Below are 14,764 nucleotides of genomic sequence, written 5' to 3' on the forward strand. Positions count from 1 at the left end.
CGCCATGCGTTCCAGCGACAGCACCTTCATCGCCAGCACCGGAAACACACAGGGCATGAGGTTCAGGATCATTCCCCCCACAAACGCCATGCCCACCAGCCAGCCGACATGCACGACCCCACTGTCCGGGCCCGCCACGGGCGCAGGCACAAGCGCATGCACATCCCCGACTTCCGGATGGACTGACAGCCCACGCTCCCGCCCCATGGGGTCACGCAGCACCACGATACCGGACAGTCCTGCCCCACTATTGAAAACCGGCCCCGGTTTCAGCACCAGTTGCACGGTTCCGTCACGCACGGTGATAGCCTGCGGCGCATCCTGATCGATCGTGCCCGCCACTTCGGGCATGAACCATGCATCCTTCACCGCATCCGGTGACAGGCCACGCCCGTCAAGCTGCAGCACACCGGCGGGCGAGACACGCGCCGCAAAGGGGGAGGCAACCGGCCTGTCGGCAGCGGCACGCGCAAAAGACGCAGCCTCGGCCGATGGCTGTGTCTCACCCCGTGGCAGGGTCAGGCTGAAGCTGCCATTTTCAGGCACGCAGACCTCGGCACAGACCAGCCACTCCGCCTTTGCATCGAGTGTGACCGGTCCATCCCCTTCGCCGGCGGCCGGGGTCAGCGTGACCGGCAGCAGCACATCACCGGTATAGGCGTAAGATGTCAGCGGCCCGTCATGCAGCACGCGCGGGGTAGGCCATTCGATGGTGCTGGCCTGCCCGGTCGCCCCGCCTTCTGCCGTGACAGCCAGCGTCGGCGCATCCCCCGCATCTCCGGGGTTGAGCCAGTAGGTATGCCACCCCGGCGCCAGCCGCAGGCGCAGCCCCACGTGCAGAGGTCTGCCCGGCATGTACGTATCATCATCCGTAACCAGGGTTACGGTCGCACGGGGCGAAGTCACGGCGTCGCTCTGCGCGGCGCGGGCCGGGGGCACGACGGTCACCAGCATGCACAGGATGGACACAAGCCACAGGAAGGGCACCGGCATTACTCCGCCAGAACAGGATGAAGGAAAAACGCGCCCGTGTACCATGCCAAGGATTGCCCCACCACCATGCCGGACGCCATAAGATCAGGATATGGCCTTAGACCCGACCTTGCAAAACCGCCTCGACACCCTTCTGTCCGAAAATGGCACCGCGTTGCCTGTCGCCGCCGCCCTGCCGCCGCTGCAGGCCGCACTGGCGCGCACGTCCAACGCGGTTCTGGTCGCCCCACCCGGTGCGGGCAAGACCACGCTGGTCCCGCTGGCGCTGCTGGACGCGCCATGGCGGGGGGACGGGCGGATCGTGATGCTGGAACCCCGCAGGCTGGCCACCCGCGCCGCCGCCGTGCGCATGGCGGAACTGATGAATGATGCGCCGGGCGAACTGGTGGGCTACCGCACCCGGCTGGATGGCACCACATCGGAACGCACGCGCATCGAGGTCATTACCGAGGGGCTGCTAGTGCGCCGCCTGCTGTCCGATCCGACGCTGGATGGGGTGGCGTGCGTGATTTTTGATGAAATCCACGAACGCTCGGTCGATGCGGATGCCGCCCTTGCCTTCTGCCTGGACCTGCAGCGCAGCCTGCGGCCCGAACTGAAGCTGTTGGCCATGTCCGCCACCATGGATGGCGCGGCACTGGCGCAGCGCATGAATGCCGAACTGGTGGAAAGCGAAGGCCGGATGTTCCCCGTGGAAATCCGCCACGCCACCCGCGACCTGGTCCACCGCCGTGACCTGCCCGACGCCATGGCCGCCGCCATCCGTACTGCCGTGGCGCAGGATCCTGGCGATGTGCTGGCCTTCCTGCCCGGTGTGGCCGAAATCCACCGCACACGCGGGCTGCTGGACGGGATCGCGGCGGATGTCCTGCCGCTATATGGTGAACTGCCCCCCGCCGAGCAGGATCGCGCCCTTACCCCCCACCCTGACGGACGCAGGCGGGTGATCCTGTCCACCTCCATTGCTGAAACCTCCCTGACCGTGCCGGGCGTGCGCATTGTGGTGGATGGAGGATTCCGCCGTGTGCCCCGGCTGGATGTGGGCACGGGGCTTACGCGACTCGATACGGTGCGTATTTCACGTGCGGCAGCCAACCAGCGCGCGGGCCGCGCGGGGCGCGTCGCCCCCGGCATTGCCATACGGCTGTGGACGGAAATGACCACCCGCGCCATGCCACCGCATGACCAGCCTGAAATGATGGAGGCCGAACTGACCGGCCTGCGGCTGGATGCCGCCGCCTGGCAGGATGCGATGGGTACGGCGCCTGCCGACCTGCCCTTTCCCGACACGCCCCCCAATGGCGCGTTCGAAGCCGGGCGCAGCCTGCTGCAGGCGCTGGGCGCGCTGGATGATGACGCCCGTATCACGCGCGCGGGTACGCGCATGGCCGCCCTTGGCGCGCATCCGCGTCTTGCCGCCATGATGCTGGCCGCGCGCACGCCAGCCGAGCGCGCGCTGGCTGCCGACATCGCCGCCCTGCTGGAGGAACGCGACCCGCTGCGTCCGCGCCGCCCCACCGGTGGCAGTCGGGGCGCGCCGCCCGCGGCCCCTGCGGATATCCGCCTGCGCCTGGACCTGCTGGCCGGTGGTGACCATCCGGATGCCGACCGCGCGGCGCTGTCCCGTATCCGCCACGCCGCCCGGCAGTATCGCAGGCGGCTGGGACTGGGGCGCGACATTCCCGCCAGCGGCGACCCTGCCGCGCTGATTGCCGCGGCTTTCCCCGACCGGGTGGCCCAGTCCCGTGGGGATGCGGGATCTTTCCGCCTGGCCGGTGGTGGCAGCGCACGCCTGTCCAAGACGGATGAACTGGCGCGGTGCGGCCTGCTGGCGGTGGCGGGCATGCATGTGCGCAAGGCGGCCGAAATCTGCCTTGCCGCCCCGCTGGACCGTGACGCGCTGCCCGACAGCCTGCTGGCGCGGGCGCGTGAACAGGTTGAAACCACGCTGGACACCACGACGGGCAACGTGCTGGCGCGGCGCAGGCTGCGGCTGGGCAACCTTGTACTGCGGGACCGCACGGTCACCGCCAGCCCTGACGAGGTCTGCGCCCTGCTGTGCGCGCAGGCGGCGCAGAACCTTGCGGCTACCCTGACATGGAGCGATGCCTGCCGGCAGTTGCAGGCCCGCGTGGACCTGGCGCGTACCCGCCTGGACCGTCCGGACCTGCCCGACCTGTCGGATGCGGCGCTGGCCCGGACAGCCGAAAGCTGGCTGGCCCCGTGGCTTGCGGGGATCAACCGCCTGTCGGCGCTGGCGGAAATGGACCTGCTGGCCATGCTGCGCGCCACGATGGACCATGCCACGCTGAAATGGCTGGACCGCACGCTGCCCACCCATCTGGACCTGCCGGGCGGACGGGCCGCGATCGATTACCTGCAGCCCGTACCGGTGGCGGCGGCACGGGCACAGACCTTCTATGGCGTGACGGAAACACCCGCCATTGCCGATGGCCGGGTGGACCTGCGGATCGCCCTGCTGTCCCCCGCCGGCAGGCCGCAGGCCATTACCGCCGACCTGGCAGGTTTCTGGGCCGGGTCATGGGCGGATATGCGTCGCGACATGCGCGGTCGTTACCCCCGCCATGACTGGCCCGAAAACCCCGCCATGGCCAGTCCCCCGCCGCCACGACCACGGCGTACGACATAAAACTGGGACATTCGCGTCGATGATGCCATGCAGCCATGGCATTGCCGCTTTTTTCAGATAACATGCGTGATCATGAACCTACCTTCGCCCCGCCCTGTATGAAACGGATTGCCATGGCCCGTTGCCCGGCTTCCGGGCTGATATTGATGCTGCTGCTGGGCATGGCCGCCATCGGAGGCGCCATGACGGGCGCCCACGCGCAGGACAATGCAGCGTCATCCGCCACGCCGCCAAACCCCTCCCTGTTCGCCCCGCCCGTGCCGCCGGTGGTCTCGACCGGGCCACTGACCTTCGCCCCTCTGGTGCGCCAGGTGGGGCCTGCCGTGGTCAATATCGCGGTGGCACAGGACAGCCATACCAGCACCGGCCGCCAGCCCCTGCCCCCCAGTGTCAAGGGCACACCGTTTGAACACAAATTCCGCGAACGCATGCGCGCCCATGGCGAGGAAATGCTGGGCGCGGGTTCGGGCTTCCTGATCGACCCCAGCGGCGTGATCGTGACCAACGCGCATGTGGTGGGTGGCGCCGACCTGATTACCGTATCACTGGCCGATGGCACGGAATTCCCGGCCCATCTGGTCGGCAGCGATGACCTGACGGATATCGCGGTCATCCAGATCCATGCGCCCCACCCCATGCCCTTCGTGCCATGGGGGGACAGCAGGCTGGTCAATATCGGGGACTGGATCATGGCCGCGGGCAACCCGTTCGGGCTGGGATCAAGCGTGACCGCGGGCATCGTGTCGGCGCGGGGCCGCGATATCGGCACCAGCCCGTTTGATGACTTTTTCCAGATCGATGCGCCGATCAATCCCGGCAATTCAGGCGGGCCGTCTTTCAACCTTGGCGGTCAGGTGGTGGCGGTGAACACGGCCATTGTGTCCCCCACGGGGGGGTCTGTGGGCATCGGTTTTGGCCTTCCGTCGGAAATCGTGGCACCTATCGTGGAAGAACTGCGCCATAATGGCCATATCGACCGGGGGTGGCTGGGTGTTACACTGACGGATGGGTCGGGACATGACGGCGTGCAGATTGTCGGCATCGACCGCAACGGACCGGCCATGAAGGCGCACCTGCATATAGGGGATGTCATTACCGCCGTGAACGACGAACCGATCGATACGTCACGCATGCTGATCCGCTCGATCGCGGCGAAACGGCCCCGATCAACCGTGGTGCTTCATATCCGTCGCCACCACGAGGCGTTAAGCCTGCCAGCCTGTGTCGGCCACCGCCCCGACGAGGACATGGAAGACTGACTGACCCCGCCCCAAACGACGTGAGGCAACGTGCATATTCTTGTTGTTGAAGATGACCCCACCGTCCGCAACTTCGTGGCCAAGGGCCTGAAGGAAGCCGGGCACCTGGTCGAACTGACCGATAACGGCAAGGACGGCCTGTTCATGGCCGTGAGCGAGAAGTTTGATCTGATCATACTCGACCGCATGCTGCCCGGCGGCATTGACGGCGTGCGCCTGCTGGAAACCATCCGCGCGCAGAACAACACAACCCCCGTGCTGCTGCTGTCGGCGCTGGCGGATGTGGATGACCGCGTGCAGGGGCTGAAGGCGGGTGGCGATGATTATGTCACCAAGCCCTTCGCTTTCAGCGAATTGCTGGCCCGCGTCGAAGCCCTGGGCCGCCGTGGCCGGACGGAAACCGCACCCCAGACCAAGCTGGAACTGGCCGATCTTGAAATCGACCTGCTGTCGCGCACGGTACGCCGCGCGGGCCAGAAGATCGACCTGCAGCCGCGTGAATTCCGCCTGCTGGAATACCTGACCCGCCACGCGGGGCAGGTCGTGACGCGCACCATGCTGCTGGAAGGTGTGTGGGACTACCATTTCGACCCGCAGACCAACGTGATCGACGTGCATGTCTCGCGCCTGCGCCAGAAGGTGGACAAGCCGTTTGGCACGCCACTGATCCACACCATCCGCAATGCGGGATACATGCTGCGTGCCGAATAGGCCCCATCCCTGCCTGTGGGCGGGATGCTGATGCCCACCGGTTTTCCCCGCGCCATGCCACGCCCGTCACGCTGGCGGGCGTGGCGGTCGGCCAGCCTGCGTTTCTCGCTGGCGTATGGCATGATGTTCGCCCTGTCCTCCATCCTGTTCATGTCCTTCATGTGGTGGGGGACGATCGGGTTTCTGGAACGCCAGGTGGAGACCGCCATCAACGCCGACGCCCACGCCCTGGCCGAACGGTGGATGATGGGAGGCCTGCCCACGCTGGCCCTGACCATTGAGGACAGGCTGGAACAGAACCTGGATGACGATGCGATCTACCTCGTCATCGACCCGCAGGGGAATTACCTGACGGGCAATGTTTCGGCATGGCCCGCGAAAGTGCAGTACACGGACCGCTGGTACTCCCTGCCCGATACGCGCGCGGGACTGCGCGGCATGGCGGAACTGCATGCCTACCGCCTGCCCGGTACGGCGCAGACCCACACGGCGGGACAACTTGACAGTGGCTACCGCCTGCTGGTGGGGCGTGACGTGCGCGCGCGCGGCATCCTGCGCCACCTGCTGACCGATTCGCTGTTATGGGCATGGGTCATGGTGACGCTGCTGGCTGTCAGCGGGGCGGTGCTGGTGCATGGCATTTTCCGCCGCATGGTCAAGACCGTGGCCCGCACCACATCCGCCATCGCCCATGGCGACCTGAGCCGCCGCATGCCGCTGGTGGGCAATGGCGATGAAATGGATCAGGTGGCCGAAGCCATCAACGAAATGCTGGACCGGATCGTACGCCTGATGGATGGCGTGCGGCAGGTATCCAATTCCATTGCCCATGACCTGCGCACCCCCATTGCCCGCGCCCGCACCCAGCTTGAGGACGCGGCCCTGCATGCAACCACGGACGCGGAACTGCGCGATGCGATCGAACGCGCGGTCGGCAATCTGGACAACGTGACTGCCGTGTTCGAGGCCCTGCTACGCATTGCCCAGATCGAGGCCGGGGCCCGCCGCTCCGCCTTCATGACATTTGACCTCGTGCCGGTCCTGCGCGACGTGGCCGACCTGTATGAAGCCGTGGCGGAAGACCATGACATCAGGCTTGCGCTGGACCTGCCTGACAGCCTGAACTTTTACGGTGACCGTTCGCTGATCCAGCAGGCCGTGGCCAACATGCTGGATAACGCCATCAAATTCTCGCCGGCCGGCGGCACCGTTTACCTGCGCGCGCAGGTGCGCGAGCTTGCACCCGGCCGCGTTACCGGTCCCACGGGCGAAGGCATGCTGGACCTGTGTGTCAGTGATGAAGGGGTTGGCATGAGCGAAGCCGACATGGCCCGCGCCACGGAGCGTTTTTTCCGCGCGGAAAAGGCCCGCAACACCCCCGGTTCGGGGCTGGGACTGTCCATGGTCCGGGCCATCGTGCAGTTGCATGGGGGGCGGATGCACCTGTCGGCGCATAACCCGGGGCTGACGGTTTCGCTGGCGCTGCCGATCGCGGCCTGCGCGATTTCAGCGAATGAGGAGGATTTTCCATCTCCCCAACACATATCAGGCATGACGGAAAGGTCATCTTTCCCCCATCAGCATGACATGAACAGTAGCGTAAAGTAACATCATGAACATGCACCCCGCCATGGCGCCGGCCATCGTCGTGATGAGTTTCTGCCTGTGTGGCGCAGCCCCGGTCGGGACCAGCATCGGGGCGGAGATCGTCACCACACGGGATGGACCGGACAAGCCCGTGATTATTACCAGTGACACCAAGGCCTACTGCAACCGGCTGCTGAACATTATCGACGCCTATGGCCCTGCCTTGCCGCAGGATGTGGACAACCTTCGCACGCAGGGAGAAGACATGTGTCGCGAAGGACGAATCCGCTCGGGCATCGTAAGACTGCGTCGTGCGTTGGTCGAACTGAAGGAGACCACGCATTCATGACTTTTCCCCTGTTCACAACCCTTGCCCGCCACAGCCTGCGCATCGCCCTGCCCGGCATGCTGGTGGCGGCAGCACTGCACCCGGCAGGTAGCATGGCCCAGACCCAGTCCGCGAACGCGGCGGTACCCAATACAACCGAACTGGAACTGTCGGCATCCGGCACGGTGCAGGCCCAGCCGGATGAACTGACCGCCACCTTCATGGCGGAAGCCCGGGCCGATACGGCCGCCAGCGCACAGGCACAGGTCAATACGCTGGTGGGCAAGGTCACGGCGGCCAGCGCCCATGTGACGGGACTGACCCTGAATGCCGAGTCGTATTTCGTGCATCATGATGATGGCGACCAGCGCCAGAACCGCAAACCGCAATGGGTCGCACGCCAGAGCATCCGACTGACCGCCAGCGATGGCAAGGTGCTGCTGCCACTGGTGGGCCAGCTACAGGCTGATAACCTGGCCCTGACGCGGCTGGACTGGTCCCTTTCACGTGAAAAGCGGATGGAACTGACCCGCAGGGCCGAAACGCTGGCCCTGCAGGACATGCAGCAGCGTGCGCAGGCGGCAGCATCCACGCTGAAGCTGACTATCGCCTCCATCCGCAGCGTGACACTGGAAGACCAGAACATGCCACGCCCGATGCCCATGATGATGATGGCTCGCGCCGCCAGCGTTGACATGCCCGCCCCGGAAGCCCCGACCGGCCTGCAGGATGTCACCGCAACCGTCCGCGCCACGCTGATCCTGAAGCCCGCCGGGTAAAAGCCCCCTAAAGAAGAAAAAGCTTTGAAGAACGCCGTCTTTAAAAAAGCGGCATCCAAAAACTTTTTCATATTAATAAGTTATTGGGCTGAAACCCCATAAATGCCACGTGGGAAAGCTGGATTACGGATAAGGGACATGATCTGTCCACTGCGCCTGTTTCCCCATATGCAGCACAGACGAAAAAGGCCCGGTGGATAATCCCACCGGGCCTTTTTCATGATACGGACAGTGACACTGCGCTTAGCGCGGAGCCAGCACCATGATCATCTGGCGGTTTTCAAGCTTGGGCATATGCTCAACCTTGGCAATTTCATCCATTTCCGCACGGATGCGCTCCAGCACCTTCACACCCAGATCCTGATGCGCCATTTCACGGCCACGGAAGCGAAGGGTCACCTTCACCTTGTCACCTTCGCCGATGAAGGTCTTCATCGCGCGCATCTTCACCTGATAGTCATTTTCGTCAATGTTCGGGCGAACCTTGACTTCCTTGATTTCAATGACTTTCTGCTTCTTGCGCGCTTCGTTGCGCTTCTTCTGCTGTTCGTACTTGAACTTCCCGTAATCCAGAACCTTCGCCACGGGGGGCTCGGCGTTCGGGCTGATTTCCAGAAGGTCAAGACCAACAGAATAGGCACGGACCAGCGCATCACGCGTGGACATGATGCCCAGCATCTCGCCTTCTTCGTCGATCAGACGGACCTGCGGTACGCGGATCTCTTCATTGACACGGGGGCCCTCTCGATTTGGCGGAGTGGGCATCGGGGGTCTGGCTATGGTCAGCTCCTGTGACTGTTTCATTCAAACGGCAGATAAGGCCATCCCGCATACCCGCGCGACCATGGCTGATACCATGGAAAACACGCAGGCAAGGGCATGACCTTACATTATGGAAAGATATGTGACGCAAAGACGCGCCCCAGATCAAGTACTGTCTTGTCCCGTATCTGCGAAAACAGCCATGCAATCGCGGCACGGAACCCGGTAAATCAGCCGCGTGCCCTACGGATATCGGGTGGCAGGGCTTCATATGCAAGGGCAGACACCGCTTCCTCCAGCGGCAGCACCTCCTGTGCCTTGCCGCCAAGACGACGCAGGGCAACGGTATTTTCCTCCGCTTCCTTGCGGCCAACAACCAGAATGACCGGCACGCGCGCAAGGCTGTGTTCGCGAATCTTGGCGTTGATCTTCTCGTTGCGCAGGTCGGCTTCCACCACCAGCCCCGCCTTGCGCAGGCTGTCGGTCACATATTGGGCATAATCCGCCGCATCGGTCACGATGGACGCCACCACCACCTGCACCGGCGCCAGCCACAGCGGGAAACGGCCCGCATGCTGTTCAATCAGGATGCCAAGGAATCGCTCGAACGATCCCAGGATCGCCCGGTGCAGCATGACGGGACGATGCCGCGCGCTGTCCTCACCGACATAGGATGCATCCAGCCGTTCGGGCAGAACGTAATCGACCTGCAGCGTGCCGCACTGCCAGTCACGGCCGATGGCGTCACGCAGCACGAATTCCAGCTTGGGGCCGTAGAACGCGCCCTCCCCCGGATTGTGCTCATAGGTCACGCCGGCCATGTCACACGCGACCTTCAGCGCGTTTTCCGCACGGTCCCATGTGGCGTCATCACCGGCGCGCTGTTCGGGACGATCAGCAAATTTCACGCGGAAATGCTCGAAGCCCAGATCCTGGTACACATCGGCCAACATGCGCACGAAACGCGCGGTTTCATCGGCAATCTGGTCTTCGGTGCAGAAGATGTGCGCATCATCCTGCGTGAAGCCGCGCACGCGCATGATGCCATGCAGTGCGCCGGACGGCTCATAACGGTGGCACGCGCCGAATTCCGCCATGCGCAGCGGCAGTTCACGATACGAGCGCAGGCCATGGCGGAAGATCTGTACATGACACGGGCAGTTCATCGGCTTGAGCGCGAGGGTCTTGTCCTCGTCCTCGACGGTGGCGATGAACATGTGCTCGCGGTACTTGTCCCAGTGCCCGGATGCTTCCCACAGGCCACGGTCAACAAGCTGCGGCGTGCGCACTTCCTGATATCCGTTATTGTTCTGCGCGCGGCGCATGTAGTCCTGCAGCACCGAATACAGCCGCCAGCCCTTGGGGTGCCAGAAGATCTGGCCCACGGCTTCTTCCTGAATATGGAACAGATCCATCTCGCGCCCGATGCGGCGGTGGTCACGGCGCTCGGCTTCCTCAAGCTGGTGCAGGTGGGCCTCAAGTTCCTTGCGATCGCGCCATGCCGTGCCGTAGATGCGCGTCAGCATGGGATTGCGGTGGTCGCCGCGCCAGTAGGCCCCGGCCACCTTCATCAGCTTGAAGGCATTGCCGACATCGGCCGTGCCGCGCAGGTGCGGCCCACGACACAGATCCAGCCATTCGCCCTGACGGTAGATCGAGATTTCCTCGTCTTCGGGCAGGTCACGGATCAGCTCTGCCTTGAAGCGCTCACCCTTGTTTTCAAAGAATTCGATGGCCTTTCCACGGGGCCATGTCTCGCGCACGAAGGGTTCATTCGCGGCCACGATTTCGCCCATGCGCTTTTCAATCGCGGCAAAATCCTCGGGCTTGAACGGCTCGTTGCGATAGAAATCGTAATAGAACCCGTTTTCAATCGACGGGCCGATCGTGACCTGGGTTCCGGGAAACAGCGACTGCACCGCTTCGGCCAGCACATGGGCGGCGTCATGGCGGATCATTTCCAGCGCCTCGGGGTCCTTGCGCGTGACAAAGCGGACACTGGCGTCATGGTCGATCTCGCGACCGATATCCATAAGCTTGCCATCCACTTCCATGGCAAGGGCGGCGCGGGCCAGTCCGGCCCCGATGGACTGCGCCACGGTAGTGCCCGTCACTGCCCCGTCAAAGCGGCGAACGGATCCGTCAGGCAGGGTTATGGCAGGCATGGTTTCATTGCTCCGGTAAGAAGATATCCCGCTGTAATGGCGTCAGGCGAGCGTCGCCGCAACCCTGTCGACGCGCAGAGTTGCCAGATCACGCACATAAATGACCCGCACCTGCCCCGCATGCTGGCCCACCGGCGCGGTCAGGGCAGGGTTGCTGTCGGCTGAAAACAGCACGGTGCCGGGCACGCCAAGGGCCGCGGCAAGGTGCATGGGACCGGTATCGTTGCCCACGGCGCAGGCCGCCCGCGCCATCACACCTCCCAGTTCCAGCAGCGATGTCTGTCCCGTCAGGTCCACCGCATCGGGACAGGTGTCGCGAATGACGGCAGCCAGTGCCCCTTCCCCCCTGCCGCCCACGATAACGGGCAGCAGGCCGCGCGCATGCATGTGCTGCGCAAGGGCGGCATAGCGTTCCACTGGCCAGCGCTTGGCCGGGCGGTGTGCCGCGGCACCGGGCACCAGCACGCCATAGGGCGCGGGCAGGACAGGGCCACCACGCGACAGCCATGACAGGTCGGGCACCGGCAGGCTGTCGATTCCCGCGCGGCGCAACTGGTCACGCTGGCGCGCGCGGGTATGCATGATACGCCGCTGCGGGCTGTCATGCACCGCCTGCGCGCCGCGTCCGATTCCCGACCACGCCGTCATGCCCGACAGATGAAAATAACGTGTGCTGCGGCCTGATGTCTGCAGGTCATAGATGAAGTCATACGACCGCAGCAGCCGGCGCAGCGCCATGACCGCGCGCAGGTCATGCCACGGCGGCCTGCGATCGACATGCACATGGTCGAACCACGGCGCATGACGCCCCAGATCGGCGAAGGGAGACTGCGTCAGCAGGTCCACCACGTCATGCGCATGATGGGCGCGAATGGCCGCGAACGGTGCGAAGGACTGAATGAAATCGCCCAGCGCGCCCAGCCGGATCACCAGAATACGGGCCATGGAATCAGGGTGCCTCGGGGTCGGTTTCAAGCAGCGACAGATCCTGCCGCGCCAGATCGGCCTCATCCGAATCCGGGGCCAGCGTCACGACTGCCTGCCAGTCGGTGCGCGCCTGCGCCATCTGCCCTTCGCGTTGGTACAGGATGCCACGTTCCAGCAGCGCCGCCCCATTGCGGGGCATGTCCTTCAGGGCCGCGTTGATGTCGGTCATGGCCTGTTCGATCCGTCCCATCCGTCGCCATGCGGCCGCGCGCGCGACCAGCGCGTCATCACGTTCCGCCGGGGCGGATGGCAGGGGGGTCAGGGTGTCGATCGCGCGCTGCGGCTGGTCCAGTTCCACCGCGACCCGCGCATAGACCAGACGCAGCGGCACATCGCCCGGTTCCAGCGTCAGGCCATAGGCTGCGCTGTCGAATGCCTGTTTCGGGCTGTCATCCGCCTGCCATGCCCGCGCCGCCTGTTCGGCCACGGCCGCGCGACGACGCAGCGATTGCGGGGTATCGGGCGGCCGGGCATCAGACTGCGGGCCCGCATGGGCCGGGACCGAATCCCCCACGGGCCAGCCGGGCACATGCGCCAGGCGGTCCAGCGATGCCGCCGCCGTCGCCACATCCCCCAGTTCGATGCGTGCCAGCGCATCGCACTGCTCGGCCTCCAGGCCGCCGCCATGGGCCAGCCAGTCTTCGGCATAATCACGCGCGCCGTCGGGATCATCGGATACGGTGGCGGTGCAGCGGGCAAAGCTCCATACCTCATGCCCGGCCCCATCATGATCCGACACGGGCGCCGCGACAGGTGGCGGGGCGGCCACTGGCGCCTCCGCCGCCCGGACGCCGCCATCATGCCCGGCCATACTGACCGCCACCACGATACCGGCAGCCATGACGCCGCGACGATCCACCCGGACCCGACGGGCGGCCTGAAACGACGCACTGGCGGGACGTACGGGATATCCACCAAACGGAAAAAAGGAGCGGACAGGCAGGCACGCAAAGACTCTCATTACCGCATTCGTCGGCCCGCCCGCCAAGAAGGTCAAGGGCCAGCCCTCCATTCGCCACCGCCTCGTGCAGTTCCGGTATGATCATGATATGGGGAAGGGTGATGCAAACCGTTACTGACCGACCTGTCATCCTGCAGGCCCTGCCAGCCCTCGAATCCGGCGGGATCGAACATGGCACGCTGGAAATGGCGCACGCCATAGTCCAGGCCGGGGGCACGGCCATCGTGGCCAGTGCGGGCGGGCGCCTGGTCCCGCGCCTGAAATATATCGGGGCCATTCCGGTCGAAATGGACCTGAAGGCCAAGAACCCCCTTTCGATCATGCGCAACGCGGGCCGCCTGCGCCATGTCATTCAGGAATTCGGCGTCAATCTGGTCCATGCGCGTTCACGCGCCCCGGCATGGGCGGCGTCCCTTGCATGCCGGCGGCTCAGGATACCGCTGGTCACGACATGGCATGGCGTGCATGCCGCCAACATGCCGGGGAAACGGTGGTACAACGGCGTACTGGCATCGGGTTCCCGGGTCATTGCCATAAGCCGCTACATCGAAACCCGCCTGCGTGAGGAATACAGGGTGGGGGACGACCGCCTGCGCCTGATCCCGCGCGGGGCGGACATGATACGCTTTGACCCGCAGGGCGTGCGTGGCAACCGGGTGCAGAACCTGATCAACCTGTGGGACATACCCGACGGCGCCACCGTCATCATGCTGCCCGCGCGCGTAACCCCGTGGAAGGGGCATGCGCTGCTGATCGAGGCCCTGGCGCGGGTGAATGAAACCGAGGGCTTCAACGGGGACTGGGTGTGCATTTTCGTGGGGGAGGCGAACGAGAAGCTGGGCCGCGAACTCGTCACCCTTGCCCAGCGCAGGGGAATCGCAACACACCTGCGTTTTGCCGGGCACTGCGCGGACATGCCGGCCGCCCTGATGCTGGCGGACATGGTGGTTGTTCCCTCGCTGCGGCCCGAACCCTTTGGCCGCGTCGTGGTGGAGGCACAGGCAATGGGCCGCCCCGTAATCGTGGCGGGCCATGGCGCGGCACTGGAAACGGTGGATGACGGCGTGACCGGCTTCGTATTCCCGCCCGATGACGTGCAGGCGCTGGCGGCATGCCTGCGCCACGTCGCAACCATGACGCCCGAGGAACGCACCCTGCTGTCATGGCATGCGCGCGAGAATGTGCGCGACCATTATTCAACACAGGCGATGCAGTACGCGACCCTGTCCGTATATGATGAACTGCTGCACACGCAGCTGGCGAACACCTTCTACCATACCGCCATGGCGGACATGGACTGGGGTGATGAAGTCCTGCCAGAAGCGGGATAGCGGCGCGGACGCGGTGATTGTCCCATATCGGATGCAGGATTGCCTTGATCTGTCTCATGGCACCCCAAAAAGCCGGGGGGAGCGTCCTGCATTCAGCATGGGCCTTATGCAACGGGTGGTTTTACAGTCGACAAGGCGACTGAAATTCTTCACCCATTGCGCATTCTTTCTTCTGGCGGACGGGGATGACCCGTGGCCCGCCGTTTCAACGCGAACACTTCGGGACTGCACCACATGAACCAGATTTCCCC

The 14,764-nt window shown here is 64.7% G+C and carries 12 protein-coding genes; 7 read left to right on the forward strand and 5 right to left on the reverse strand.

Going from position 1 to position 14,764, the window contains the following annotated elements:
• Positions 1 to 993, reverse strand: a 993-nt coding sequence (locus F1542_RS08860; protein ID WP_256431446.1) for a protein-disulfide reductase DsbD domain-containing protein, incomplete at its 3' end; no start/stop codon positions are given.
• A gap of 91 nt (positions 994 to 1,084) precedes the next feature.
• Between F1542_RS08860 and hrpB the strand changes: the two genes are divergently transcribed.
• Genes hrpB through F1542_RS08890 form a run of 6 tightly spaced genes read left to right on the forward strand, consistent with a single transcriptional unit; the run spans position 1,085 to position 8,307 of the window.
• On the forward strand, positions 1,085 to 3,643 hold the full coding sequence (gene hrpB / locus F1542_RS08865; protein WP_227672597.1) for an ATP-dependent helicase HrpB: 2,559 nt from the start codon (positions 1,085 to 1,087) through the stop codon (positions 3,641 to 3,643).
• Positions 3,644 to 3,678: 35 nt separating this feature from the next.
• The gene (locus tag F1542_RS08870; RefSeq protein ID WP_193732716.1) at positions 3,679 to 4,902 is read left to right on the forward strand and encodes a S1C family serine protease; all 1,224 of its coding nucleotides are present in this window, start codon (positions 3,679 to 3,681) and stop codon (positions 4,900 to 4,902) included.
• A 30-nt stretch (positions 4,903 to 4,932) separates the two neighbouring features.
• On the forward strand, positions 4,933 to 5,613 hold the full coding sequence (locus F1542_RS08875) for a response regulator transcription factor (RefSeq protein WP_010508133.1): 681 nt from the start codon (positions 4,933 to 4,935) through the stop codon (positions 5,611 to 5,613).
• Between the two features lie 30 nt (positions 5,614 to 5,643).
• A complete protein-coding gene (locus tag F1542_RS08880) occupies positions 5,644 to 7,221 on the forward strand; it encodes a HAMP domain-containing sensor histidine kinase (protein ID WP_193732717.1) in 1,578 nt (525 codons plus the stop codon).
• Positions 7,222 to 7,225: 4 nt separating this feature from the next.
• Positions 7,226 to 7,549, forward strand: coding sequence for a hypothetical protein (locus F1542_RS08885; RefSeq protein WP_193732718.1), 324 nt, complete (start codon positions 7,226 to 7,228; stop codon positions 7,547 to 7,549).
• On the forward strand, positions 7,546 to 8,307 hold the full coding sequence (locus tag F1542_RS08890) for an SIMPL domain-containing protein (RefSeq protein WP_193732719.1): 762 nt from the start codon (positions 7,546 to 7,548) through the stop codon (positions 8,305 to 8,307). Before F1542_RS08885 ends, F1542_RS08890 begins: the two co-directional genes overlap by 4 nt.
• A 243-nt stretch (positions 8,308 to 8,550) precedes the next feature.
• On the opposite strand, the gene infC is transcribed toward F1542_RS08890, so the two are convergent.
• From infC to F1542_RS08910, 4 genes are all read right to left on the reverse strand, one after another.
• Positions 8,551 to 9,072 (reverse strand): translation initiation factor IF-3, encoded by a 522-nt coding sequence (infC, locus tag F1542_RS08895; protein ID WP_193732723.1) that lies wholly within the window; start codon positions 9,070 to 9,072, stop codon positions 8,551 to 8,553.
• A 227-nt stretch (positions 9,073 to 9,299) separates the two neighbouring features.
• Positions 9,300 to 11,234 carry a threonine--tRNA ligase gene (gene thrS, locus F1542_RS08900; protein ID WP_193732720.1) on the reverse strand — a complete coding sequence of 645 codons (1,935 nt, stop codon included), beginning with the start codon at positions 11,232 to 11,234 and terminating at the stop codon, positions 9,300 to 9,302.
• Positions 11,235 to 11,276: 42 nt separating this feature from the next.
• The gene (locus F1542_RS08905; protein WP_193732724.1) at positions 11,277 to 12,179 is read right to left on the reverse strand and encodes a glycosyltransferase family 9 protein; all 903 of its coding nucleotides are present in this window, start codon (positions 12,177 to 12,179) and stop codon (positions 11,277 to 11,279) included.
• A gap of 4 nt (positions 12,180 to 12,183) precedes the next feature.
• Positions 12,184 to 13,182 carry a tetratricopeptide repeat protein gene (locus F1542_RS08910; protein ID WP_227672598.1) on the reverse strand — a complete coding sequence of 333 codons (999 nt, stop codon included), beginning with the start codon at positions 13,180 to 13,182 and terminating at the stop codon, positions 12,184 to 12,186.
• Between the two features lie 101 nt (positions 13,183 to 13,283).
• Between F1542_RS08910 and F1542_RS08915 the strand changes: the two genes are divergently transcribed.
• A complete protein-coding gene (locus F1542_RS08915; RefSeq protein ID WP_193732721.1) occupies positions 13,284 to 14,513 on the forward strand; it encodes a glycosyltransferase family 4 protein in 1,230 nt (409 codons plus the stop codon).
• The last annotated feature ends 251 nt before the right edge of the window (positions 14,514 to 14,764 follow it).

The organism is Komagataeibacter sp. FXV3, assembly GCF_015155755.1.
In the GTDB taxonomy this organism is placed as follows: domain Bacteria; phylum Pseudomonadota; class Alphaproteobacteria; order Acetobacterales; family Acetobacteraceae; genus Komagataeibacter.